The following is a 24,413-nucleotide window of genomic DNA, read 5'->3' on the forward strand; positions in this document are numbered from 1 at the left end:
CAAACCTGTTATGAAAACCAGATCAAAGACCATCTTTCTGCTGATCGCGGCTGCGTGTCTTATCGTGTGGAGCATTGTGACCATTATTCCGCTGTACTGGATGCTTGTCGGCTCTGTGCAGGACTCGGCGGCCACCGCCAGTTTCCGTCCCAGCATGCTGCCGGAGGCCTTCTCATTTGCGCCGTATGAACGTTTTTTCGCCAAAACAGCGGCCTGGCGCTGGCTGCTCAACTCTTTGTTCATTTCCTCGGTGCTGACGGTTACCAATGTATTTTTTGCTTCCCTTGCGGGCTATGCTTTTGCGAAATTGAAATTTCCCGGAAGCAACGCGATTTTCTGGGTGCTGCTCAGTACGATGATGATCCCGGCCCAGGTCACGCTGATTCCGCTCTATATTCTGATCGTCAATGTGTTCAATCTCGGAGACAGCTATACCGCAATTATCCTGCCTACGGCCATTACGGTCGGCAACATTTTTCTTATGAAGCAGTACATGTCTTCGCTGCCGACCTCGCTGATTCATGCGGCGCGGATCGATGCCTGCAGTGAATTCGGGATCTTCTGGAAGGTGATCCTTCCGCTGGCGAAGCCGGGGCTTGCCGTACTGGCGATTTTCACATTCGTCGCTTCCTGGAACGAATTCTTCTGGCCGTTTCTGATTACGAACTCTACGGAGATGCGGACCATACAGGTGGGCCTGGCATCCTTCGTGTTCGCGGAATCGACGGATTTTGGGGCCATTATGGCGGGGGCGAGCGTAGGAGCTTTGCCGATGCTGATTTTATTCTTCTCTCTGCAGCGCTACTTCCTGCAAGGCATTACTATCGGAGCCGTCAAAGGCTGAGTTATAGCAGAAATTCTATTTTTGGAGGGGAAGAGCAATGGCACGAGTTGAATTCCGGAATGTGCGCAAACAATTTAACGATCAGAACAAGCAGACCTTTACGGCGGTGGCGGGTTCCGATTTTGTGATTAACGATAAAGAATTTGTTGTGTTCGTAGGCCCCTCAGGCTGCGGCAAAACCACCTCGCTACGGATGATCGCAGGACTGGAGCAGCAGACTAGCGGGGATATTGTGATCGGCGAACGCATCGTCAATAATCTTCATCCCAAGGACCGCGATATCGCAATGGTTTTTCAGGATTACGCGCTGTATCCCCATATGACGATCCGTGAGAATTTGTCCTTTGGCCTGAAGAATCTGAAGAAGCCGAAGGCTTATATTGAGCAAAAGGTCCAGGAGGCCGCAGCGATTCTCGGACTTGACGACATGCTGGAACGCAAGCCGCGCGAGCTGTCCGGAGGCCAGCGTCAGCGTGTGGCGCTGGGCCGGGCTATTGTGCGGGATCCACAGGTATTCCTCTTCGACGAGCCGCTGTCCAATCTGGACGCCAAGCTCCGCATTCAGATGCGGGTTGAGCTGGGTGAACTGCACAAACGCCTCGGCGCCACCATTGTGTATGTGACCCACGATCAGGTGGAGGCGATGACGCTCGGTGAACGGATTGTGGTCATGAATAAAGGAGTCATTCAGCAAGTGGCTTCTCCAACCGAGCTGTATGCGAACCCCCGGAATATGTTCGTGGCCGGTTTTATTGGTTCTCCGGCCATGAATTTCATTGATGCACGGGTGGAAGAAGACCGTATCCGGATTGACGGAGCGGAATTCGTTCTGTCACAAGATGCTGCGGAAGGGCTGAAGAGCTACAACGGGCGTGAAATTATTCTTGGCATCCGCCCGGAGCATATTTATGGCGAAGATTTCGCACCAGGTGTATCCACAGAACATCAGATGCAGGCACATATCAAGGTTGTCGAGCATCTCGGCTCGGAGAATCTGGTCTACTTCAGAATAGGCAGCAGAACCGTTACCGCGAAGGTCCATCCGGAAACCAAGGCATACAGCAATCTCAGCAAGCAATTCATCTTCGATCTGAACAAAGCGCGTTATTTCGATCCGGCAACGGAAGAGAGAATCGATTGGTAAAGCAGCGGATCAAATCACAGAAGGAGGAGACAAGTCATGCAGAAACTGAATCAGGTATTAGTCAGCACGGGAGTGGAGTCATTTAGGGAGATTGTGCCTATCACACTGCTTAGTCTGGCCAGCTCAGCCATGCTGGTGCCGGTGGTGATTTTCACGCCTATGGCGCTGGCGTTTATCCTAATTCCGCTTCTATATATGCCTTTGTTCTATGGCGTATTCTATGCGTATCACCGGAGAACGGAAGGACAGAAGCTGTCGGTCAAAGAGATGTTGTCGGGTGCCCGCAAGGGCTTTGTCCCAGCCGTCGTGTTCGGCCTGTTCTGCTCCTTGCTGGTGCTGATTTTAGGGTCCACCTGGTGGTTCTACGGCGGCCGCGACGGAGTGGTGAACTGGACGATAGCCATTTTTCAGACTTATTTTGTAGCAATGTCCTTTGTCTCCCAATTCTATACGCTGGAGCTGGTGCTCCAGAATAAGCTGGGTATCTTCAAGGCCATGGGGGAGAGTGTCAAGCTCTTTCTCCGCTATCCTGCCTATACCATCGGTGCCTTCTTTCAAGCGCTGGTCGTTGGTGTAATGCTCGTGGTTACGGTTGTTGGTTTTGCCTCGCTGTTTAATGGCATGCTTGCCGTTTATCTGCATAAAGCGGCCTATAATGTGCTTCACCCTGACGAGGATGCCGAAGCTGATGGTGTTCCTGAGACAAGTGCGGCCTATGCGGAAGGCAGGCTGATATGACCAGAAAGGGAAGCAATGGAGCGGACCAGCGTTCCGGTGACGGCCAGGTTTTACGCGGAAGGCAGGCTCCTGTAAGGAGGGCTGTCCGCAGCGGAGCGGACCGGCTTGCCGCAGGCTTTTCTCATCCCCTGCTGGACGGACGGCGGATTGGGCTGGTGACGAATCCAACAGGCATCACAGCGGATTTTCATTCTACGGTGGAGGTTTGCAGAGGGCTTGCTTCCTCCAGGCTTACCGCTCTTTTTGCCTGTGAACATGGGATTTACGGCCAGCATCAGGCTGGAGTAAGGTTCGGGGATGAATTCGATGCTGTGCTGGGCATTCCCGTCTATAGCTTGTATGGGGAGCATAAGAAGCCGGTTTCTTATATGCTGGAGGGCTTGGACACCATTGTTTTTGATGTCCAGGATTTGGGGGTACGGTTCTATACGTATCTGTCGACACTTCTGTATGTTATGGAGGCCTGTGCAGAGCATGGCATAAGCCTGCTTGTGCTGGACCGGCCGTCCCCGCTTGGCGGCATTGGCTGCGAGGGAGGGTTTTTACAGGAAGGCTATGAATCTATGGTTGGCGCATGGACCATGCCTATCCGTACCGGAATGACGATTGGCGAATTCGCGCGGATGGCTAATGACAGGAAAGGTCTTCACTGTGATCTGGATGTGATTCCGCTGGAGGGCTGGACCCGGGAAATGGAATTTACGGATACGGGGCTGCCCTGGATGCTGCCTTCGCCCAACATGCCGACTATCGAGACGGTGCGGGTGTATGGCGGCACTTGCTTTTTTGAGGGGACCAATCTGTCGGAAGGACGCGGGACGACGATTCCGTTCCAGTGGATTGGAGCACCTTGGCTGGATGGCGCCTGTCTTGCTGGAGCGATGCGGAAGCATGAACTTCCCGGTGTGCATTTCCATCCCCTGCATGCAACACCGGCGTTCTCGAAGCATCAGGGTGAATTATGCGGTGGGGTGCGCTTGTTCGTGACAGACCCGCAGAGGTATGAGCCGGTGCACACAGGGCTTACTCTGCTGCATGAGGTGAGCACGCTGTATCCTGAGTATTTTGAATGGCTCACTCCGCCGGAGGGCAGGACGAGATATTTCATTGATTTGCTGACTGGCGGAGAGGAGGTACGCCGCTCTATCGGCACAGTGGAAGGATTGCAGGCAATTGCTGAGGAATGGCGAAGTGACAGTGCTAAGTGGCTGGCTATGCGTCAGCCTTATCTTTTATATTCTTAAATCGTAACCAGATAACTGAATTTGGGGAGGCGCAGTGATGGCAATCGTTTGGCGTGAAGTGGCAAGGCTGGAAACCGGTCTTGATGCGGCGGTCGCCGCAATGAGTCTGAACGATAAAATCGGCCAGATGCTGATGTGCGGATTCGATGGAACTGCGGCATCGGATGAAGTGCTTAAGCTTGTGGCTGACAACGGTATTGGCGGTGTGATTTATTTTGCCCGCAATGTGGAGTCGCCGGAGCAGGTTGCCTTGCTGACTGCGGATCTGCAGAAGGCTGCAGCCGAAGGGGGCAAGGCTCCACTCTGGATTTCGATGGACCAGGAAGGCGGGATGGTTGCCCGGATTACCGGCGGCATCGCCCTTATGCCTGGCGGGATGGCGATCGCCGCTGCCGGATCACTGGAAGATGCCTACCAGGCGGCACTTATCAGTGGCCGCGAGCTGGCCGCGATGGGCATTAATTTGAACTATGCCCCTGTGCTGGATGTCAACAACAACCCGCAGAATCCGGTGATTGGAGTCCGTTCTTTCGGAGAGTCGCCGGAATTGGCGGCTGATTATGGCGCGGCGATGATTCGCGGCTATCAAGAAGCGGGCGTTGCCGCTACAGCAAAGCATTTTCCGGGTCACGGCGATACTGACGTTGACTCACATCTTGACCTTCCAATGATCCCGCACGGCCGGGAGCGGATGGATCAGGTGGAACTGGTGCCGTTCCGCAGAGCCATCGCCGAAGGTGTGGATGCCATGATGTCGGCACATATTTACTTTCCGGCACTTGAGCGCGAGAAGCTGCCGGTTACCCTATCCAAGACGGTGCTGACCGGACTGCTGCGTGAAGAGCTGGGGTATCAGGGGATCATTATGACCGATTGTATGGAGATGAATGCTATTGCCGAGCACTACGGAACGGTGGAGGCATCGGTGCTGGCTGTTGAAGCAGGCGCGGATATGGTTCTGGTCAGCCACCGTGCCGACCGACAGCTCGCAGCGATGGAGGCGATCCGCAGTGCGGTAACGGCTGGCCGCATCAGTGAAGCGCGGATTGATGAATCCGTCCGGCGGCTGCTAGCGCTGAAGGTGAAGCGGGGAGTGATCGCCGCAGGCGCGGAAACTGCGAGGAAAGATGGTGCTCTAGGTGCAGTAAGCGATGATCCTGGTACAGGAGCGGTTGTCGGACTAAAGGCTGGTGCTGTTGGGGGAGCTACGGCTGCTGCAGGAAACTCGGATTTCAGCGGGGAGCTTGCTGATCTTGGAGCTGCGGCTCATCTTGAAGTGGCACGGCGTATCAGTGAAGCCAGCATAACGCTGGTTCGCAATAACAGTTCTATCCTTCCCCTGAAGAAGACTGGGAGGACATTGGTGATTACGGCTGCCCCTGTGGTGGCAACGCTTGTCGATGAATCGTTCTCAGCCGCACCCGGGCTGGGGGCAATGCTCGCAAGACACGGGCTGGACAGCATTGACCGTGTGGTTCCTGCTGCTGAAATCGGGACTTATGCGGCAAAGCTGCTGGAGGAAGCACGTGCAGAGGAAGTCGTGCAGATTGTCGTTGGCACGTACAATGCCCAGTTTCATGCCGGGCAGATTGAGCTGGTGGAGCTGCTGCTTGGTCTTGGAAAGCCGCTCGTGATTGTAGCCCTGCGCAATCCATACGATCTGCTGGCTATGCCGGGTGTTCAGGCTTACGCCGCAACTTATGAGAGCCGCCCGCTTGCGCTGGAGAGCGCAGCCCAAGCGCTCCTCGGACACATTGCGTTCCAGGGCAAATTGCCCGTTTCACTTGGCGGGGAATATCCTTCTGGCTGGGGGATGGGATCATGATTGGCCCGCTCTGGAACCACAAGCCGAGCTCTGTGGTTGTTGGACTGATGTCCGGCACTTCGCTGGACGGCATAGATGCCGCGATCGTTTCTATAGAAGGAAGCGGTCTACAGGCTGAGGTTAAGCTGCTGCATTATTTCAGCACTCCATATGATGATGAACTCAGGGAGCGGCTTAAGGAGCTGTGCACAGTGCAGCATTCATCGGTTGATCTGGTGTGCGGCATGAACGTGTATCTGGCGGAACGTTTCGCTGAGGCAGCCATTGAGGCCGTTCGCAATGCCGGAATGGAGATGAAGGAGATCGACCTGATTAGTTCGCATGGGCAGACCGTATGGCATATTCCGCAGCCGGATATTCAGGACCCCTATCTTATCAGATCCACACTGCAGCTCGGCGATTTGTCCGTGCTTGCGAAACGGACCGGATGCATGGTTGTCGGAGATTTCCGTCCGGCAGATATGGCGGTGGGAGGGCAGGGGGCACCGCTGGCTCCTTACGGAGACCTGATTCTGTACCGCGATCCCGGCAAGGGGAGATTATTGCAGAACATTGGGGGTATCGGCAACTGTACGGCGTTGCCACCGGCAGCGGGGCCGGAAGATGTGTTCGCTTTTGATACCGGACCCGGCAATATGGTCATTGATCAGGTCGTATACCTGCTGAGCGGCGGTGAACGGTCTTACGATGATGGCGGAACCTGGGCAATGCAGGGGACAGCAGACTGGGTACTTGTAGAGGAAATGATACAGCATCCGTACTTTGGGCTGAAGCCTCCGAAGTCTACAGGCCGTGAGGTATTCGGCAAAACCTACGCCGAGGAATTTGCCGCCAAGGCGAGAGAACGATGTCTAGCCGATGCGGATATCGTAGCAACGGCTACAGCCTTTACCGCGCGGACGATAGCGGAAGGCTACAACCGGTACGTGTTCCCGTTATGCCGGATAGACGAGGTCATTGTCAGCGGAGGCGGCGCTCATAATGCTGTACTGCTGGACATGCTGCAAGAAATGCTGCCGGAGCAGAAGGTACTCACCTCAGGCGAACTAGGCTACAATGATGATGCGAAGGAAGCTATTATTTTCGCTTTGCTGGGCAATGATTTTATGCACGGAGTGGCGAATAATCTCCCGTCCGCTACAGGTGCAGAGCGGCAGACTATTATGGGCAAGCTGGCCTTTCCTTAGGTGCTCGCGGCTTACACAACAGATGCTCAAGGCTGCTAACGGCTCTGAGCATCTGTTTCTGGATTTTGAACCCGAATCTCCCGGTTCAACTATATGGGTACAAGACTTTTCCAATCTCCAATGTTACGGACACAGTAGACACTATTTACTGGGAAAACCCTTTGGCAGACACTTGCGGACAGAGAAGCCGTTATTGGAGCGGAATTCCCCCGTTTTGTGCTGCCTCAGCCAGATTAACGTCTCTCCAGTCCGCAACCACCCCGAAAACAGTGCTATTGTGCAAATAGCGACTCTGGAGTCCGCATAACACATAAATTGGGAACACGTACAAATAGCCTCCCCGAAGGGAGGCTCAGGCTGTCGAGAAAGTCTCGACAGCCTGATTTATATGCAATTAATTTAAAACGACACCGCGTTAATGTTGTATAATATAGGTAACTATTTATAGAACGGATGGTGTGTTGAATGTTACGTCCCAACCGAGAAAAACAACAATCCTACGAATTTGTTTCCATCGAAGATTTAGTCCCCGGAGATCACTTGCTCCGCAAAATAGATAAGTATATTGATTTTTCATTTATCGATGAGAAAGTTCGACCCCTGTACTGCGCAGATAACGGACGCCTGCCATCGATCCGGTGATCTTATTTAAGATGATTTTTCTGGGATACTTTTACGGTATTCGTTCCGAACGTCAATTGGAGCGGGAGATCCAAACTAATTTGGCCTACCGCTGGTTTTTAGGACTGGGATTGACGGAGAAGGTTCCAGACCATACGACCATTAGCTGGAACCGGCGGACCCGTTTTAAAGATACGGACATCTTCCAGGATATTTTCGATGAAATTGTTCTCCAAACGATTTCACACCGAATGGTTGGCGGACGTGTCCTTGTTACGGACTCAACCCACGTCAAAGCCAATGCGAATAAGCACCAGTACACTAAACAAATGGTTTTGCAAAACACAAAAGATTATGTGGACGAGCTCAACGCTGCCGTGGCCGAGGACCGAAAGGTGCATGGAAAAAAGCCCTAAAACCCAGAGAGGAAGTGAATGAAGAAAAGGAAATTAAAGTGAGCAAAACCGATCCCGACAGTGGATACATGATTCGCGACGGCAAACCCGAAGGCTTCTTTTATCTGGACCACCGAACCGTAGATACGAAATACAATCTCATAACGGATGTGCATGTCACGCCCGGAAACGTCCATGATTCCGTGCCGTATTTGTCGCGTTTGGATCGCCAGCAAGAACGATTTGAATTTAACGTTGAAGCCGTTGCACTTGATTCGGGTTATTTAACGACGCCCATTTGCCGAGGACTACAAAGCCGAAAGATTTTTGCGGTAATCGCTCACCGAAGATTTCATCCCAAGCAAGGATTGTTTCCAAAGTGGAAGTTTACCTTTGATGCCGAGCGAAATCTGTATGTTTGTCCAGCGAGTCATGAATTGAATTACCGAACGACAGACCGCAAGGGCTACCGGCAGTATGCTTCCGATCCAGAACGGTGTAAAAGTTGCCCGTTGCTGGGTCAATGCACGCAGTCTCGTAATCACCGAAAGGTGGTGACGCGGCATGTGTGGGAGGACAGCAAGGAATGGGTGCGGAATAACCGGCTAAGTAAGTCCGGTAAGAAGTTATACCGCAAACGAAAAGAGACGATTGAGCGAAGCTTCGCGGATGCTAAATAGCTCCATGGGTTTCGCTATTGCCGTTTGCGCGGACTTCCAAACGTCAGGGAACAGGCACTGATGACGGCTGCCGTGCAGAACATGAAAAAGATGGCGATCCACCTGGATCGCCTGGAAAAGCGGGGGTAATCCCCTCGTTTACCCGATTTCACTTCTGCCTGAACGTAAAAAGAAACCCAAGGTTGTAAAAATGACCTGGGTTTCTCGACAATCTGAGCCTCCCCGAAGGGAGGCTGTTGTGTAATGTCCCGGAAAGGATGCAGCCAAAACCCGGCTGATTGCGAAGCGTGTGCTCAGGGGGCATAGGCTCCAACGAACCAACCTTGGGGTTCTCATCCCCGGACGCACGAACAGCCTCCCCGAAGGGAGGCTGTTCTATGACGTCCCGGAAGGGATTCGAACCCCCGACCGTGCGCTTAGAAGGCGCATGCTCTATCCGGCTGAGCTACCGGGACATGATGTGACACTGAAAAGCAAGCAAAAATTATGTTATCATATATAGATAACTTTTTCAACTTGTTTTTTTGAAACAGCGGTGGGATATGCTATAATCTACAATTGATCATGGTTCGGAGAAAAGGAGGTGCCCTCATTAATCATTCGAATTCCCCCGCCAAAGAGAATATCGTACTGTTTCCGAAGACGCTGGATTATTATCAGATTCAGTTGACGGTAATGCTGGAGAGTGAACGTTACGGGGAAGCGATGGAACTGCTGCGGTTTCTGCTGCAATGCCAGGGACAGGAAGAGCGGCACTACGAGGAATGGCAGTCACTTTTGGAATGGCTGGAGGCAGCCTTCCCCTATGCGGCTCATAACGGAGATGACAATTCGGAGAACTCTACGGGCGAGCAGGATCTGAAGGAAGAAGACATGGCCCGGATACTGGCTAAATCCAAGCTTGAAGAGGACGCGGATTATCCTAACAAGCTGCTGCACAAGGTAATGCACGAGCCTTTGTCGGAGGCGACGATTCTAGCGCTGGAGCAGTTGTCCTACCTCGAAGGTGGTCACATTGACGAGTCGCTTACCGGCTGGCTGGAGCAGACCGCGGTTCATCCGCTTCTGCAGTTCAGGACCCTGCAGACACTCCGCCGACGCGGAGCTCAAGGTACCGTCGGGTTGCTGCGTTCCGGTGAGCTGTCCTATATTGAGATCGAAACGGTACCGCTGGCCAATGAAGAATTCCCGCCTCAGGTGACCCAGGTGCTGGAACGGGTAGCTGAGCAGGCGGAGGTGCATGAGCCGACACTGTATTATTTTGCCCAGGAGCTGTGGGGTCAGTTCATGATGTCAATTTATGGTTCGGATGAATACCGCAAGCTTCTTGAGGGAGAGGACGCGCAGCTAGATATTTGGGCAGGTGCGCTGCATCAGATGGTGTCTGAGAGCCTGAACGGAACCCGTCAGGAGGAGGAAACGCGGGCCATGTACGGAATCACAGGCAGCATGCGCTTTCAATTCGAAGGGGCATACCGCTCTCTCAAAGGATTTGTTAAGAGTTCTCTACTTGATAAATAGATCAATGTTGTATATAATATAATGGTTATTCTGTGCGTGAATTACGTGATTATTTTTAAGAAAACATGTAACCTATTTTTGGAGGGAAAAGTATAATATGAAAGCAACCTGGGAAAAAATAGAGAAGAACCTTGGAGTTCTTGAAGTCGAAGTAGAAGCAGAACGTGTAGCTGCAGCGCTCGACAAAGCTTTTAATAAAGTAGTTAAGAAAGCGAATGTACCTGGTTTCCGTAAAGGTAAAGTGCCACGGCCGATTTTTGAATCCCGTTTCGGTGTAGAAAGCCTATATCAGGATGCCATCGACATTCTTCTTCCTGAAGCTTACGGTGAAGCGGTTGAAGAAACCGACATCTTCCCTGTAGACCGTCCTGAAGTGGATATCGAGCAGTTCGCCAAAGGCCAGCCGTTCATCTTCAAAGCAAAAGTTACAGTGAAGCCAGAAGTGACTTTGGGCCAGTACAAAGGCGTAGAAGTTCCAGTTCAGAAAGCAGAAGTTACTGAAGAAGAGCTGGATGCTGAACTGAAACGTCTGCAAGAGCGTCATGCTGAGCTTGTTGTTGTGGAAGACGCACCAGCAGCTAACGGCGACATTACTGTGATCGACTTTGACGGATCTGTAGATGGCGTGCAATTCGAAGGCGGCCAGGCTGAACGTCATTCGCTGGAACTGGGAAGCAATTCCTTCATTCCAGGATTCGAAGAACAGGTAGTAGGTATGTCCACTGGAGATTTCAAGGATGTTGAAGTAACGTTCCCTGAGGCTTACCATGCTGAGAACCTTGCAGGCAAAGCAGCAGTATTCAAAGTGAAGCTGCATGAAATCAAACGCAAACAGCTTCCTGCCCTGGACGATGAATTCGCTAAGGATGTAAGTGAATTCGATACCCTTGAAGAATACAAGGCAGATCTGAAGGCACAGCTGGAATCCCGCAAACAGGAAGAACTCAAAGGCGTTCGTGAAACTGCGGTAGTTGACGCAGCAGCAGCAAATGCTGATGTTGAAATTCCTGATGCTATGATCGCAAGTGAAGTAGCGAACATGGTTCGCGATTTTGATAACCGTCTTCGCCAGCAAGGTATGAACATGGACATGTTCCTTAGCTTCTCCGGCCAGACTCGTGAAGATCTTGAGCTTCAGATGAAGGGCGACGCCGAAAAACGCGTACGCAACAACCTGGTGCTGGAAGTAATCGCGAAGGCTGAGAACATTGAGGTTTCTGAAGAAGAAGTAACAGCGGAACTCGCTTCCATGGCAGAATCCTTCAAACGTACTCCTGAAGAAATCCGCAGCATCTTGGCGGCCAATGGTTCCCTGAGCAGCCTGAACGATGAAATTTCGCTGCGCAAGACTATTGATTTCCTCGTAGAGAACAGTGTTGAAGTTGAAGCTCCGGCAGTTGAAGAAGCTGCAAAAGAAGAAGCTAGCGCTGAGTAATCATTTTCGAGAACTGCATTCCAACTAGAACGGCCAAGCAAGGCGGCCTCCATAAACATAGATAAGGCGCGTAATTTCTGTTACGTGCCTTATTTTTATCGGCGGAGGTAGATATCAAATACATAATCACAGTCATAGGAATTGGCATTCTCATGGGATTTGCGCTATAATGGCATGCACATGAACAATGCGATATCTGCAGCAGTGAAAAAATGACATAGCGCCTTGAACGTGTTAAAATATTTTTGAAACGGAAAGACTAATCTGTACAGAGAAAAGAGGTTGGTGGCATGAGTCTGGTACCAATGGTTGTGGAATCAACAAGTCGGGGAGAACGGTCATACGATATCTATTCCAGATTGCTGAAGGACCGCATTATCTTCCTAAGCAGTGCGATTGACGATGATGTCGCCAATCTGGTCATTGCCCAATTACTGTTCCTGGCAGCAGATGACCCCGAAAAAGACATTCACCTGTACCTCAACTCGCCCGGTGGTTCTGTGACAGCCGGCATGGGTATATATGATACGATGCAATACATCAAACCGGATGTCTCGACGATCTGCGTGGGCATGGCGGCAAGTATGGGATCGTTGCTGCTTACGGCAGGGGCTCCAGGCAAGAGATATGCGCTGACTAACAGCGAAGTGATGATTCATCAACCGCTCGGCGGCGTTCAAGGGCAGGCATCCGATATCTGGATTCATACCGACTGGATTCTCAAGACGAGACAGAAATTGAATCAAATATATGTGGATCGCACAGGTCAACCCCTTGAAAAAATCGAACGGGATACAGACCGCGATAACTTTATGAGCGCGGAAGAAGCGAAGGAATACGGGCTTATTGACCAGGTGCTCTCTTCACCGATCAAATCTTAAAGGGGTGTTTAGATGTTTAAATTTAATGATGAAAAAGGGCAATTGAAATGTTCTTTTTGCGGCAAATCTCAAGAGCAGGTTCGCAAGCTTGTAGCTGGACCGGGCGTTTATATATGTGACGAATGCATCGAGCTGTGCACGGAAATCGTGGAAGAGGAGCTCGGTCATGAGGAAGAGCTGGATCTGAAGGATATTCCAAAACCGAAGGAAATCCGCGACATTCTTGATCAATACGTTATTGGCCAGGAGCAAGCGAAGAAATCTCTCTCCGTTGCCGTGTATAATCACTACAAGCGTGTCAACAGCCAGAGCAAGATCGAAGATGTTGAACTGACGAAGAGCAATATTCTGCTTCTTGGTCCAACAGGCTCCGGTAAGACACTTTTGGCGCAGACTATGGCTAAGATTATTAACGTTCCTTTTGCTATCGCAGATGCCACTTCCCTCACGGAAGCGGGGTATGTCGGTGAGGATGTCGAGAATATTCTGCTCAAGCTGATTCAGGCTGCCGATTATGATGTGGAAAAAGCGGAACGAGGCATTATCTATATTGATGAAATTGACAAAGTAGCACGTAAATCCGAGAATCCGTCCATTACCCGTGACGTTTCCGGTGAAGGTGTGCAGCAGGCCTTGCTGAAGATTCTTGAAGGTACTGTGGCTTCTGTTCCTCCGCAAGGTGGGCGCAAGCATCCGCATCAGGAATTTATCCAGATCGATACCACGAACATTCTGTTCATCGTGGGTGGTGCTTTTGACGGCCTGGAACAAATGATCAAACGCCGTATCGGCAAAAAAGTCATCGGCTTCAACGCAGCAGTTGAAGGTCAGAAAGATCTGAAGACGGGCGAATATCTGTCTATGGTATTGCCGGAAGATTTGCTTAAGTTCGGTCTGATTCCTGAGTTTGTCGGCCGTTTGCCGGTTATCTCGACTTTGGAACCGCTTGACGAGAACACATTGGTTCGTATTCTGTCTGAACCGAAGAATGCTCTCACCAAGCAGTATATCAAGCTCCTGGAGATGGACAATGTAGCACTCAAGTTTGAGCCGCTCGCTCTGGAAGCTATCGCTAAGGAAGCCATCAAACGCAACACGGGAGCCCGTGGACTGCGCGCCATTATTGAGAGCATTATGCTTGATGTAATGTACGAGGTTCCTTCACGTGATGACATCAAGGACTGTGTCATTACAGAGCAGGTTGTACAGGAGAAGTCACTGCCTGAGCTGAGCTTGAAGAAAGATAAGAAAAAAGAGGAAAGCGCCTAAGCGCCTTCCTTTTCCATACAAGTGATTTACAATACAAGTCATTGTCTCCACCTTACAACCGCCTGTATGGCGCGGGGAGGGTGGAGCTTTGATCGTTATGGGGGAGAAAACCATGTTCTTGAGACACCAGACCCGTCCCGTCAATGTTGGCGGGGTAATTATTGGGGGAAACAATGAGGTTGCTATTCAAAGCATGTGTACAACCAAAACAGCTGATGTTGAAGCAACTGTGGCCGAGATTCTGCGGCTGGAGGAAGCGGGCTGTCAGCTTGTGCGCGTGACGGTCAACAATGAAGAAGCTGCGGCGGCAATCAAGGAGATTAAGCAACGGATTCACATCCCGCTGGTAGCGGATATTCATTTTAACTATAAGCTAGCACTGCTTGCGATTGAGAACGGCATAGACAAGGTTCGCATCAATCCGGGGAACATTGGCCGGCGCGACAAAGTCGAAGCTGTAGTTAAAGCCTGTAAGGATAAGGGTATTCCGATACGTATCGGTGTCAATGCCGGTTCTCTGGAGAGTCATCTCCTGGAGAAATACGGCTATCCGACTCCTGATGCAATGGTGGAGAGTGCCCTGTATCATATTGGAATCCTGGAAGAACTCGATTTCCATGATATCATCGTATCCCTCAAAGCCTCTGATGTGCCTATGGCGATTGAAGCTTACCGCAAAGCAGCGGAAGTCATTCCGTACCCGCTGCATCTTGGGATTACAGAGTCGGGCACATTGTTTGCCGGTACCGTGAAGAGCTCGGCGGGTATCGGTGCGCTGCTCTCAATGGGTATCGGCAGTACCGTGCGGATCTCGCTCAGTGCCGATCCGGTTGAAGAAGTGAAGGTAGCCCGTGAACTGCTCAAGACCTTCGGTCTGATCTCCAACGCTCCTACGCTGATTTCCTGCCCAACTTGCGGACGGCTGGACATTGACCTCTTTTCTATCGCCAATGAAGTGGAGGAGTATATCTCCAAGCTCAAGGTACCGATCAAGGTGTCTGTGCTAGGCTGTGCGGTTAACGGCCCGGGTGAAGCTCGTGAAGCGGACATCGGGATTGCGGGTGCGCGCGGTGAAGGTCTGCTGTTCCGCTACGGCCAGATGATTCGCAAGGTTCCTGAAGCAGATCTGGTATCGGAGCTCAAGAAGGAAATCGACGCCATTGTCGTTCATTTTGAAGAAACCGGTGAAATTCCGGGCCGCAAGCATGCAGGACTGGCTCCAACTGTGCAAGTGGGCTACTCAGAACAGTGATCGATTCGGAACTTATTATTCATTCCATCCATTTGTGAATTGCATACAAATCTGGTGACGAAGAACGTCCCCTCATGCCCCGGATCATCCGGTGGTGGGAGGGGACGTTTTTATTTGAGTAGGAGGAACAATATGGACTATGAAGATACCCCGAGAGCACCTCCACCACAAACTCCTTCTTGGTTTGTACGGGGCACCGAAATCTAAATCACCAGGAGATGTACATAGCCGAATCCGCATAGCTCAAAACTTTAAAAATCAGATTGCCCCCTACCGCAGCCAGCCAAATCATCACGCTCTTGTCCATTAGAAAGATACATCCTACCTATCGGACCAGCGCAGTTTCGTTATTCTTTCATAAATCCCTTTATGGGCGTTTACGAATGACCGAAAAGGCTATACTACCTAGTAGTAGCCAAATACAGGACAGGTAGACTGTAGCGAACAGGAGGATGACCTATGGAATTAAGTATATTGCTGATGATTGTGCAGCTCTTTTTCGCGCTGGTCATCGGCGTTTATTTTTGGAATCTGCTGCGGGGACAGAAGACCAATAAAACGGCGGTGGACCGCGAATCGCGCAAGGAGCTCGACAAGCTGCGGAAAATGCGGATGATCTCCCTCACTAAGCCTCTATCGGAGAAAACACGCCCAGCCAGCATTGGAGATATTGTCGGACAAAAGGACGGACTGCGTGCACTGAAGGCAGCTTTGTGCAGTGCCAACCCGCAGCATGTCATTATTTATGGGCCCCCAGGCGTCGGCAAAACTGCTGCTGCACGTGTGGTAATGGAGGAAGCAAAGAAAAATGTGCTCTCCCCCTTCAAAAGTGATGCGAAATTTACGGAGATTGATGCCACTACCGCCCGTTTTGATGAACGTGGGATTGCCGATCCGCTTATTGGCTCGGTGCACGACCCGATTTATCAAGGGGCCGGGGCTATGGGGGTAGCCGGTGTGCCGCAGCCCAAGCCAGGGGCAGTTACCAAGGCGCATGGCGGGATTCTGTTCCTGGATGAGATCGGCGAGCTGCATCCGATTCAGATGAACAAGCTGCTTAAGGTACTGGAGGACCGCAAGGTGCTGCTGGAGAGTGCTTATTACAATTCCGAGGACAGCAATACTCCTGCGTATATCCATGATATTTTTCAAAATGGCCTGCCGGCCGATTTCCGCCTGGTCGGTGCCACCACGCGCTCACCGGATGAAATTTCACCAGCGCTGCGTTCCCGCTGCATGGAGATCTATTTCCGGCCGCTGCTGCCGGAGGAGATTGCCGTGATCGGACGGGATGCGATCCAGAAGATCGGGCTGAAGCCAAGTCCCGAAGCCATTGAGGTGGTGCAGCAATATGCCACTAATGGACGTGAGGCGGTGAACATGATCCAACTGGCCGCAGGACTTGCGTTAACGGAAGGGCGGGATACCCTGAGTGCGGCAGAAGTGGAATGGGTGGCCAGCAGCAGTCAGCTGCCTATGCGAACCGAAAGAAAGATTCCATCCTCGCCTCAGATTGGGCTGGTCAATGGACTTGCGGTATACGGGCCGGGCATGGGGACACTGCTGGAGATTGAGGTCTCGGCAGAACCGGCCAGGAACGGGCAAGGCAGAATTAACGTGACTGGAGTAGTAGACGAAGAAGAGACCCGTGGTGGATCACGGACCATCCGGCGTAAAAGCATGGCTAAGGGCTCCGTGGATAATGTGCTGACGGTTCTCCGGACGATGAATCTGGAGCCTGACCGTTATGATATTCATGTTAACTTCCCAGGGGGAACACCGATAGACGGCCCTTCTGCCGGGGTGGCGATGGCTGTGGCTATAGTTTCTGCGATCCGGCACCTGCCAGTGGACAATACAGTAGCCATCACCGGAGAGATTGGCATTCATGGGCGGGTCAAGCCGGTAGGCGGAGTGATTGCCAAGGTTGAAGCAGCCTTTCAGGCGGGAGCCACTACTGTATTGATTCCAAAAGAGAACTGGCAGTCGCTGTTTGCCGACCTTGCACCACTGCGGGTAATTCCAATGGAGACGGTTGAAGAGGTTTTTCGTCACTTGTTCGGGGCTGAAACGGCGGATGTGCGCCTGCCGGCCGTATCCGGGGAGACCTTCTCTGCGTCGCCATCGATGTTAAAAGCAGATGCCAGTGGTGACAGTGCGAAGGGCTGATCCTCTGTGCGAGGGGAAGCCTGCAGTTCTTTCCTCTTCAGCGGGACCGTGGGGATATACCAGCAGGCCTTTTTCACACATAACGATGTGTGTCAGAGGCCTGTTTTTTGCATGAGAGCAGAGAAGACATATTCAGGGAAGAAGTAGCGAATAATAAATCAGGTCTGACGGCGCGGAACGGTTGGACTGGAAGCTGCAGCGGTGTGCGTCCTGTTGGTGTTTTGATGCCGCTTTTGTTAGAATGAAACATATGACACTACTTGAGAACCATGGGAGGTGCGAAAGCGATGATACAAAGCAAATCCAAAGGTCGTCGTTTTCCTTTATTGCCGCTTAGAGGTCTTCTTGTATATCCCAGCATGGTTCTTCACTTGGATGTGGGACGCGAGAAGTCAGTTCGGGCGCTGGAAAAAGCTATGGTTGAAGATAACCTGATTCTCCTCTGCTCGCAGTCGGAAGTGAATATAGAGGAGCCGGGACAAGAAGATATTTTTCGGGTGGGTACAGTCGCTAATGTGCGGCAAATGCTGAAGCTTCCTAACGGAACGATCCGTGTGCTTGTGGAGGGTGTGGAGCGCGCTGAGATTATTCATTATACGGATAATGAGGAGTATTACGAGGTCATGGCCCGCGTGCTTCCAGAGGAAGAGGATGTGGATCAGCAGAGTGATGCCTTGATGCGCACCGTGCTGAACCAGTTCGAGCATTACATCACTCTCTCCAAAAAAGTCACACCTGAAACACTGGCTGCTGTCTCCGATATCGAAGAACCTGGCCGGCTTGCGGATGTCATTACGAGCCACTTGGCGCTGAAGATAAAGGATAAGCAGGAGATTCTGGAGACGATCGATGTTAGCAAACGTCTGGAGAAGCTGCTCGATATCCTCAACAATGAGCGTGAAGTGCTGGAGCTGGAACGCAAGATCAACCAGCGGGTGAAGAAGCAGATGGAGAAGACCCAGAAGGAATATTATCTCCGCGAGCAGATGAAGGCGATCCAGAAGGAGCTTGGGGACAAAGAAGGCCGGGCAGGCGAAGCCGAAGAATTACGCAGTCAGATGGAAGAGAAGCAGCTGCCTGAACGCGTGCAGGAAAAGATTGAGAAGGAGATCGACCGGCTCGAGAAAATGCCGGCAAGCTCGGCTGAAGGCGGAGTGATCCGCAATTATGTCGATATGCTGCTGAGTCTGCCGTGGAGCGAGTCAACGGAAGATGACCTGGATATCCTGAAGGCGGAACAGGTGCTGGATGCGGACCATTATGGTCTGGAGAAGCCGAAAGAGCGTGTGCTGGAGTATTTGGCCGTCCAGAAGCTGGTCAAGAAGCTGAAGGGTCCGATTCTCTGTCTGGTAGGTCCTCCGGGTGTCGGCAAAACCTCGCTCGCGCGTTCCATCGCCCGTTCGCTGAACCGCAAGTTCGTTCGCATCTCTCTCGGCGGCGTGCGTGACGAAGCCGAGATCCGCGGTCATAGACGTACTTATGTCGGGGCTATGCCGGGCCGGATCATTCAAGGGATGAAGACTGCTGGCAGCATCAATCCTGTATTCCTGCTGGATGAGATCGATAAAATGGCGGCGGATTTCCGCGGCGATCCGTCGGCAGCCCTGCTTGAAGTACTGGATCCGGAACAGAACAATACGTTCAGCGATCATTTTGTCGAATTGCCGTTTGACCTGTCGAATGTCATGTTCGTGACGACAGCCAATACCGTGCATAACATTCCACGTCCGCTGCTGGACCGTATGGAGATGTTATACATTCCCGGCTATACAGAACTGGAAAAGCTGCAGATTGCCAGCCGCTACCTGCTGCCGAAGCAGCGTGAGAACCACGGTCTGGAGGATGCGCAGCTGTCTATTGAAGACGATACCTTGCTGAAGATTGTCCGCGAATACACCCGTGAATCCGGGGTTCGTAATCTGGAACAGCAAATTGCCGCGCTGTGCCGCAAGGCCGCGAAGCAGATTGTATCCGGTGAGAAGGAGCAGGTTAGCATTCTTCCGGCAGAGATCAAGGATTATCTGGGTGCCTCGAAGTACCGCTACGGAATGGCGGAGCTGGAGGATCAGATCGGTACGGTTACCGGACTGGCATGGACGGAGGTTGGCGGCGATACGCTACTGATCGAAGTCACAGTAGTTCAGGGGACCGGCAAGCTGACCCTGACTGGACAGCTGGGCGATGTGATGAAGGAGTCGGCACAGGCCGCTTTCAGCTACACACGTTCCAAGGCCGAGGAGCTGGGACTGGCGCCCGATTTTCACGAGAAGAACGATATTCACATTCATATTCCCGAAGGTGCCATTCCCAAAGATGGCCCGTCTGCAGGGATCACCATTGCTACAGCCCTCATCTCCGCACTCACGAAACGTTATGTCTCCAAGGATGTGGCGATGACAGGCGAGATTACGCTGCGCGGACGGGTTCTGCCGATAGGCGGATTGAAGGAAAAGTCGCTAGCCGCCCACCGTGCCGGTTACAAAAAAATCCTTCTGCCGAAGGACAACGAACGCGACCTGAAAGATATCCCTGAGAGCGTCCGCAGTGATGTGGAGTTCGTGCCGGTCTCCCATATGGATCAAGTGCTGAAGCATGCGCTTGTCGAGCACCACAACGAAATTAGCAGTGAAGCGCCGAGTAGTGTGCATTAGAAAGGAAGTCCTATGAAAGTTAACAATGCCGAATTTATCATCAGCGCCGTAGGCCCTGATCAATACCCTGTTGACGCCTTGCCGGAGATTGCTCTGGCAGGGCGCTCCAACGTCGGGAAGTCTTCCCTTATCAACCGTATGATTAACCGCAAGAATCTGGCCCGCACCAGCTCTACACCGGGCAAGACGCAGCATATGAACTATTACCGTGTGAATGAGAGCATGTATTTTGTCGATTTTCCTGGCTATGGTTATGCGAAGGTCTCCAAGACGCAACGCGCCTCATGGGGCAAAATGGTAGAGAAATATATGGCTGAGCGTGATACGCTGAAGCTTGTTCTGCTCATTGTGGATCTCCGTCATCCGCCTACCGGCAATGACAAGATGATGTTCGACTGGCTGAAGCATTATGACCTGCCGCTATGCGTAGTAGCAACCAAAGCAGACAAGATTCCCAAGACCCGCTGGCCCAAGCATATCAAGATCATGAAGCAGGAGCTTGGTGTGCTGCCGGGGGACAATTTCATTTCCTTTTCTTCAGAGATTGGACTTGGCAAGGATGAACTGTGGGAGCTTATAGATCGCTATAATCAGGTCTCTGAAGAGGGGCCGTTAGCTGACCCGGAGATTGAAGATGGTGGAAATGAACCACAACCGGAAGAACCCTCCGAAGCCTAAAGGTCAGCTGCGTGATGCGTAATCTATAGGATCAGCGCGTATTACTCACAGAATAGTGAGGAATACATATGTAATGTGAAGCTCTTATCCGTATCTCCCGCTATAAGATGAAATATCGGCGTATATCCTGTTCCTCCTGATGAGAAACCCACGGCTCTTCATTGTATAATCATGCTAAAGGCTGTTACACAGAATTGAGGGATGGTCATGGCTCAGAGATTGGCTACAGAATATGTGAAGGCGACTTTGCAAATGACGGAATTTCAGATGAAACAATTTCTGCTTACTGCCGATACCTGCTTCATCAGCCACCGGGTGAAAATTCTGGGCGGTGGAGAACAGGAGATCGTCCTGGAGGAAGCGGGGGGCGAGGAGGTTCATTTATCTTTTCAGCAAAGAGGCAGCATCTATGTATGTGCCCTGTCCTGTACCATTGTGAACCCGCATCTGAACAACGCAATCCGCAAGCTGTTCGTTACTTACAAAGGGAGCGGAACAGTAAATCGAATATATCAGGGCTTCACCATGGTCTATGTGTATGAGAATGGTTCAGTACGCAGAATCTCTGAAGTTACCCCACTGGGCAGCAAGCTGGTCTATCAGCACAAGCACTCCCTGGTGGAGATGATGCGTCTCTACAAGTCTGATGCGATTGAGCGGGAGATTGAGAGCCTGCGCGTGACGATTGATAGTTTGCTGGATCAACGCAATCGATTATATAGAGATGAAGAGATTCACGAGATAGATCAAAGACTTGCACATGTCACCCGCAAGCTGTTTGAATGGGAAGCGTAGATGACAATTGAGTGTCAGGAACTAGCAATCATTTCCTAGTGGAATGGTTGTATTTTTTTGAGCAATCTCTAACTATATGAACAAGAGGGGCCGATAAAAAAGATATGATAGATATCCATAGCCACATTCTACCCTTTATGGACGACGGTGCTGCCGATTGGGAGTCTGCTCTTGCCATGGCGCAGGACGCTGAGAAGGATGGGATTACCACTGTTGTTGCCACGCCTCATCATGCCAACGGGGTGTACTTGAACCCGGCTCCAGGTATAGGACAAGCTGTAGCACAACTGAATGAGAAACTCCGGCAGGCCGGTTATCAGCTGCAGGTCCTTCCTGGTCAAGAGATCCGCCTTTATAGTGAACTGCTGAATGATCTGGAGAGTGGGGAACTCCTGACACTGGCGGGCTCGCGGTATATTTTGCTGGAAATGCCTTCTTCGCGCGTACCTCGCACGATGGAGGAGACTTGTCATGAGCTGATTATTCAAGGCTTCGTACCTGTCATTGCCCATCCGGAGCGCAATGCCGAGGTTGCGGCCGATCCTTCCAGACTAATCAGATTAATAGAGCTCGGTGCATTGGGGCAGTTGACTGCCCAGAGTCTGGCGGGAACCTTCGGAAGCAAGTTGCAGAAGCTGTCGCTGGACCTGTGCCGGAAGAATGCTGTACATATGATCGCCTCTGACGCACATGATAACCGGCACCGCCCTTTTGGCCTGAGCGAGGCCTACGAGGTTTTATCCAAAGAACTGGGAAAAACATCATCCGACTTTTTTCGTCAAAATTCACAAAGAATTATCGACAATGAGGAGATTATTCGAGCAGAATATACCCAGTCTTACACCAAACTTCATAAATTGTTCGGATTTTTTTCTCGTAAAGGGTGACCTTGCTAGAGATTAATGGTAGAATGGGGATTACTGGGTTATTGTTATTTTTTATCAGAATAGTGTAGACTTAGGGTTGCTACTCTATCTACACTAGCAGTAGCAGTAGTACTAGAATTATAACTACATACAAAGAGGTGGATGAAAAGTGACTTTGAAGAAGAAACTGGCAGTATCATCATTAGCAGTTAGCATGGCAGCAGCATCTTTTGCAGGTTTTCCTTTTAGCAGCGAAGGTTTGGCAAAACAACTCGGGTTTGTAGGAACCGCAGCAGCAGCAACTAGTCATACCTATGTGAAGGCGGAGATTCAGAAAATCTACGCACAGTTGAGCGCAACAGATGTGACTTATTTGCAAAACTATAAGAATGAAGTAGCGGGCCTTAAACAAGATAAGTTTGAAAGCATCTTTGCTCCGGTTTTGGGTAAGATTCAACTTAAGGTTGAACTGAGCCCTGATGAAAAAGCAACTTCCTTAAAACTGTTCCAAAGCGTTTCCAGCGTAGTTTACGATGTGTATGCGAATAATACCGACGTACTGAAGAATATTCGTTCCGACAAGGATAACGTTGCCTTGTTCAACAAAATTGCCACTGCAGCTGGAGTAACAGAGCTGAGCTTCGACGACATTCTTGATTTTTTCTTCGCTTCTAACGGCGTGGAAGCAGAACTTCGCGCATTGCTGAACGGCAAGTCGACTACAGATCTGATTAACATCTACAAAAATCCTGCTTCACGGAAAACTCTGGTTAAGGATGCTGTATACAAGGTTCTTGAACACAGAATTGGCACGGGTGCATTGACAGTTAGTGGTGCGGTATATAACCTGGGCATCACTGCGGATGACCTCGTGCAAACTTTTGACAATGTGAATACAGAGATCAAATCTGCTGGACCTGCAGCAAAAGCCCTTGCTCTGGCTTACCTGAGTGCTTATCCATTGACTACTGGCGGTGGAAGCACTGGCGGCGGAGGTACTGGCGGTGGCGTAATCACTAATCCGACAACTACTCCGGGTGTGTATGACGTTTCTGGTTTGGTAAGTGTTGTGGGCGACAAAGCAACATTGAAATTGGTTGACGCCGATGTGATCAAAGCTTTCGACGCACTGCTTGCTGCGAACCCTGGAAAGACTGGCCTTACACTCACTTTGAACCTTGGTACAGTGAATGCTAAGACTGTAGAAGTTCCACTGTCCAAAGCTATCATTGAAGCGGCTAAGGCAAAAGGCATCGCTAACATTGCAGTAACCTTCAATGGCTTGACTGTTACGATTCCGGTATCCCAGTTCAGCGATGCAGTAACATTGACGGTTACGAATGAAGCTGACACTACAGTAACTTCATTGACAAGCTTGAAATTGGCTTCGAAAGTCTACACTTTCGATCTGACTGTTGGTGGCGTGAAGACAACAACTTTCAAACAGCCTTTGGCTATTAAGCTTCCTTTGGTGAATGCAGCTTCCCTTGACAAGGAATTGCTGTCCGTAACCAAGATCGTTTACAAAGACCTTCAATTCCAAGGTGGCGTAGTTGACGGTGAATTCATCGTTGAACCACGTGATACCTTCTCTTCTTATGCAGTACTGGAGAACAAAGTGAACTTCAGTGACATTGCAAGTGTACAAGCATGGGCTGGAAGACAAATTCAAGTTGTAGCTGCTAAAGGCGCAATTGAAGGTGTTGGCGCCAGCAAGTTCGCTCCGAAGAGCAACGTTACCCGCGCTGAATTCTCGAAGATGCTGATTCGTGCTCTGAACCTGGAGAACAGCACAGCAACTGAAAGCTTCAACGATGTAGCTTCCACAGCTTGGTACGCTCCTTATGTAGCGGTTGCTGCTGAGAAGGGTATCGTAACTGGCCGTAGTGCTTCCCAGTTCGATCCGAATGCTACAATTACCCGTGCTGAAATGGCAACTATGATTGCCCGTGCAGTTAAGTCGGTTAACTCTGGAGCTACTGCAGGAGATGCTTCGTCTCTGACTAAATTCTCGGATGCAGCGAAGATCGCAGCTTCCCTGAAAGACGGAGTAGCTTTTGCAGCCAGCCACAACCTGGTAATCGGAAATGCTGGTAAGTTCAACCCGAACAACACAGCTACCCGCGCAGAAGCAGCTGTAATCATCTATCGTACAATTAACTTCAAGTAAGAATCAACAATAAGCAAGTGGAGAGCCTCCTCTCGTATAGGTGAGAGG

The 24,413-nt window shown here is 51.0% G+C and carries 17 protein-coding genes, 1 tRNA gene and 1 pseudogene; 18 read left to right on the forward strand and 1 reads right to left on the reverse strand.

The features are described from left to right. Positions 1–10 precede the first annotated feature (10 nt). From A3842_RS04800 to A3842_RS31440, 7 genes and pseudogenes are all read left to right on the forward strand, one after another. On the forward strand, positions 11–844 hold the full coding sequence (locus tag A3842_RS04800; protein WP_074100627.1) for a carbohydrate ABC transporter permease: 834 nt from the start codon (positions 11–13) through the stop codon (positions 842–844). A gap of 37 nt (positions 845–881) precedes the next feature. Then, complete coding sequence (locus A3842_RS04805; protein ID WP_074100628.1) at positions 882–1,988, forward strand: ABC transporter ATP-binding protein; 1,107 nt, start codon at positions 882–884, stop codon at positions 1,986–1,988. Between the two features lie 36 nt (positions 1,989–2,024). Further along, complete coding sequence (locus A3842_RS04810; protein ID WP_074100629.1) at positions 2,025–2,726, forward strand: hypothetical protein; 702 nt, start codon at positions 2,025–2,027, stop codon at positions 2,724–2,726. Continuing rightward, positions 2,723–3,970 (forward strand): exo-beta-N-acetylmuramidase NamZ family protein, encoded by a 1,248-nt coding sequence (locus A3842_RS04815; protein ID WP_083609479.1) that lies wholly within the window; start codon positions 2,723–2,725, stop codon positions 3,968–3,970. The genes A3842_RS04810 and A3842_RS04815 overlap by 4 nt, the downstream gene beginning before the upstream one ends. 37 nt (positions 3,971–4,007) lie before the next feature. Next, complete coding sequence (gene nagZ, locus A3842_RS04820; protein ID WP_074100630.1) at positions 4,008–5,795, forward strand: beta-N-acetylhexosaminidase; 1,788 nt, start codon at positions 4,008–4,010, stop codon at positions 5,793–5,795. After that, entirely contained in the window at positions 5,792–6,982 is a 1,191-nt protein-coding gene (locus A3842_RS04825) for an anhydro-N-acetylmuramic acid kinase (RefSeq protein ID WP_074100631.1), read from the forward strand. The genes nagZ and A3842_RS04825 overlap by 4 nt, the downstream gene beginning before the upstream one ends. A 465-nt stretch (positions 6,983–7,447) precedes the next feature. Continuing rightward, positions 7,448–8,807: pseudogene (locus A3842_RS31440) on the forward strand (IS1182 family transposase). Positions 8,808–9,059: 252 nt separating this feature from the next. Here the strand turns inward: A3842_RS31440 and A3842_RS04840 are convergent. Continuing rightward, positions 9,060–9,133, reverse strand: a tRNA-Arg gene (locus A3842_RS04840). 109 nt (positions 9,134–9,242) lie between these two features. Here A3842_RS04840 and A3842_RS04845 point away from each other — a divergent pair. The 11 genes from A3842_RS04845 to A3842_RS04895 all read left to right on the forward strand — a co-directional run bounded on the left by A3842_RS04845 (position 9,243) and on the right by A3842_RS04895 (position 24,365). Then, a complete protein-coding gene (locus A3842_RS04845; RefSeq protein WP_178381921.1) occupies positions 9,243–10,199 on the forward strand; it encodes a hypothetical protein in 957 nt (318 codons plus the stop codon). Positions 10,200–10,296: 97 nt separating this feature from the next. Beyond that, the gene (gene tig / locus A3842_RS04850; protein WP_074084200.1) at positions 10,297–11,634 is read left to right on the forward strand and encodes a trigger factor; all 1,338 of its coding nucleotides are present in this window, start codon (positions 10,297–10,299) and stop codon (positions 11,632–11,634) included. Between the two features lie 290 nt (positions 11,635–11,924). Beyond that, positions 11,925–12,515 (forward strand): ATP-dependent Clp endopeptidase proteolytic subunit ClpP, encoded by a 591-nt coding sequence (gene clpP / locus A3842_RS04855; RefSeq protein WP_025708435.1) that lies wholly within the window; start codon positions 11,925–11,927, stop codon positions 12,513–12,515. A gap of 12 nt (positions 12,516–12,527) precedes the next feature. Continuing rightward, complete coding sequence (gene clpX, locus A3842_RS04860) at positions 12,528–13,784, forward strand: ATP-dependent protease ATP-binding subunit ClpX (protein ID WP_020430248.1); 1,257 nt, start codon at positions 12,528–12,530, stop codon at positions 13,782–13,784. A gap of 112 nt (positions 13,785–13,896) precedes the next feature. After that, a complete protein-coding gene (ispG, locus tag A3842_RS04865) occupies positions 13,897–15,036 on the forward strand; it encodes a flavodoxin-dependent (E)-4-hydroxy-3-methylbut-2-enyl-diphosphate synthase (RefSeq protein ID WP_074084236.1) in 1,140 nt (379 codons plus the stop codon). Positions 15,037–15,495: 459 nt separating this feature from the next. Next, positions 15,496–17,205, forward strand: a complete 1,710-nt coding sequence (gene lonB / locus A3842_RS04870) for an ATP-dependent protease LonB (RefSeq protein ID WP_074100632.1) — start codon at positions 15,496–15,498, stop codon at positions 17,203–17,205. 287 nt (positions 17,206–17,492) lie between these two features. After that, the gene (gene lon / locus A3842_RS04875) at positions 17,493–19,856 is read left to right on the forward strand and encodes an endopeptidase La (RefSeq protein WP_074100633.1); all 2,364 of its coding nucleotides are present in this window, start codon (positions 17,493–17,495) and stop codon (positions 19,854–19,856) included. A 12-nt stretch (positions 19,857–19,868) separates the two neighbouring features. After that, entirely contained in the window at positions 19,869–20,534 is a 666-nt protein-coding gene (gene yihA, locus A3842_RS04880) for a ribosome biogenesis GTP-binding protein YihA/YsxC (RefSeq protein ID WP_074084203.1), read from the forward strand. A 207-nt stretch (positions 20,535–20,741) separates the two neighbouring features. Continuing rightward, a complete protein-coding gene (locus A3842_RS04885) occupies positions 20,742–21,329 on the forward strand; it encodes a non-ribosomal peptide synthetase module (protein WP_074084204.1) in 588 nt (195 codons plus the stop codon). Between the two features lie 104 nt (positions 21,330–21,433). Further along, positions 21,434–22,216: a tyrosine-protein phosphatase gene (locus A3842_RS04890; protein WP_074084205.1), complete on the forward strand. Its 783-nt coding sequence runs from the start codon at positions 21,434–21,436 to the stop codon at positions 22,214–22,216. Between the two features lie 193 nt (positions 22,217–22,409). Beyond that, complete coding sequence (locus A3842_RS04895) at positions 22,410–24,365, forward strand: S-layer homology domain-containing protein (protein WP_143186158.1); 1,956 nt, start codon at positions 22,410–22,412, stop codon at positions 24,363–24,365. Positions 24,366–24,413 lie beyond the last annotated feature (48 nt).

The organism is Paenibacillus sp. P3E (assembly GCF_001909045.1).
GTDB lineage: Bacteria > Bacillota > Bacilli > Paenibacillales > Paenibacillaceae > Paenibacillus_AQ > Paenibacillus_AQ helianthi.

What these genes read in the sequence shown, in the direction of transcription:
- A3842_RS04800 (WP_074100627.1), top strand. Translation starts at nt 11, where the DNA reads ATGAAAACCAGATCAAAGACCATCTTTCTGCTGATCGCGGCTGCGTGT.
- A3842_RS04805 (WP_074100628.1), top strand. Translation starts at nt 882, where the DNA reads ATGGCACGAGTTGAATTCCGGAATGTGCGCAAACAATTTAACGATCAG.
- A3842_RS04810 (WP_074100629.1), top strand. Translation starts at nt 2,025, where the DNA reads ATGCAGAAACTGAATCAGGTATTAGTCAGCACGGGAGTGGAGTCATTT.
- A3842_RS04815 (WP_083609479.1), top strand. Translation starts at nt 2,723, where the DNA reads ATGACCAGAAAGGGAAGCAATGGAGCGGACCAGCGTTCCGGTGACGGC.
- nagZ (WP_074100630.1), top strand. Translation starts at nt 4,008, where the DNA reads ATGGCAATCGTTTGGCGTGAAGTGGCAAGGCTGGAAACCGGTCTTGAT.
- A3842_RS04825 (WP_074100631.1), top strand. Translation starts at nt 5,792, where the DNA reads ATGATTGGCCCGCTCTGGAACCACAAGCCGAGCTCTGTGGTTGTTGGA.
- A3842_RS04845 (WP_178381921.1), top strand. Translation starts at nt 9,243, where the DNA reads ATGGTTCGGAGAAAAGGAGGTGCCCTCATTAATCATTCGAATTCCCCC.
- tig (WP_074084200.1), top strand. Translation starts at nt 10,297, where the DNA reads ATGAAAGCAACCTGGGAAAAAATAGAGAAGAACCTTGGAGTTCTTGAA.
- clpP (WP_025708435.1), top strand. Translation starts at nt 11,925, where the DNA reads ATGAGTCTGGTACCAATGGTTGTGGAATCAACAAGTCGGGGAGAACGG.
- clpX (WP_020430248.1), top strand. Translation starts at nt 12,528, where the DNA reads ATGTTTAAATTTAATGATGAAAAAGGGCAATTGAAATGTTCTTTTTGC.
- ispG (WP_074084236.1), top strand. Translation starts at nt 13,897, where the DNA reads ATGTTCTTGAGACACCAGACCCGTCCCGTCAATGTTGGCGGGGTAATT.
- lonB (WP_074100632.1), top strand. Translation starts at nt 15,496, where the DNA reads ATGGAATTAAGTATATTGCTGATGATTGTGCAGCTCTTTTTCGCGCTG.
- lon (WP_074100633.1), top strand. Translation starts at nt 17,493, where the DNA reads ATGATACAAAGCAAATCCAAAGGTCGTCGTTTTCCTTTATTGCCGCTT.
- yihA (WP_074084203.1), top strand. Translation starts at nt 19,869, where the DNA reads ATGAAAGTTAACAATGCCGAATTTATCATCAGCGCCGTAGGCCCTGAT.
- A3842_RS04885 (WP_074084204.1), top strand. Translation starts at nt 20,742, where the DNA reads ATGGCTCAGAGATTGGCTACAGAATATGTGAAGGCGACTTTGCAAATG.
- A3842_RS04890 (WP_074084205.1), top strand. Translation starts at nt 21,434, where the DNA reads ATGATAGATATCCATAGCCACATTCTACCCTTTATGGACGACGGTGCT.
- A3842_RS04895 (WP_143186158.1), top strand. Translation starts at nt 22,410, where the DNA reads ATGGCAGCAGCATCTTTTGCAGGTTTTCCTTTTAGCAGCGAAGGTTTG.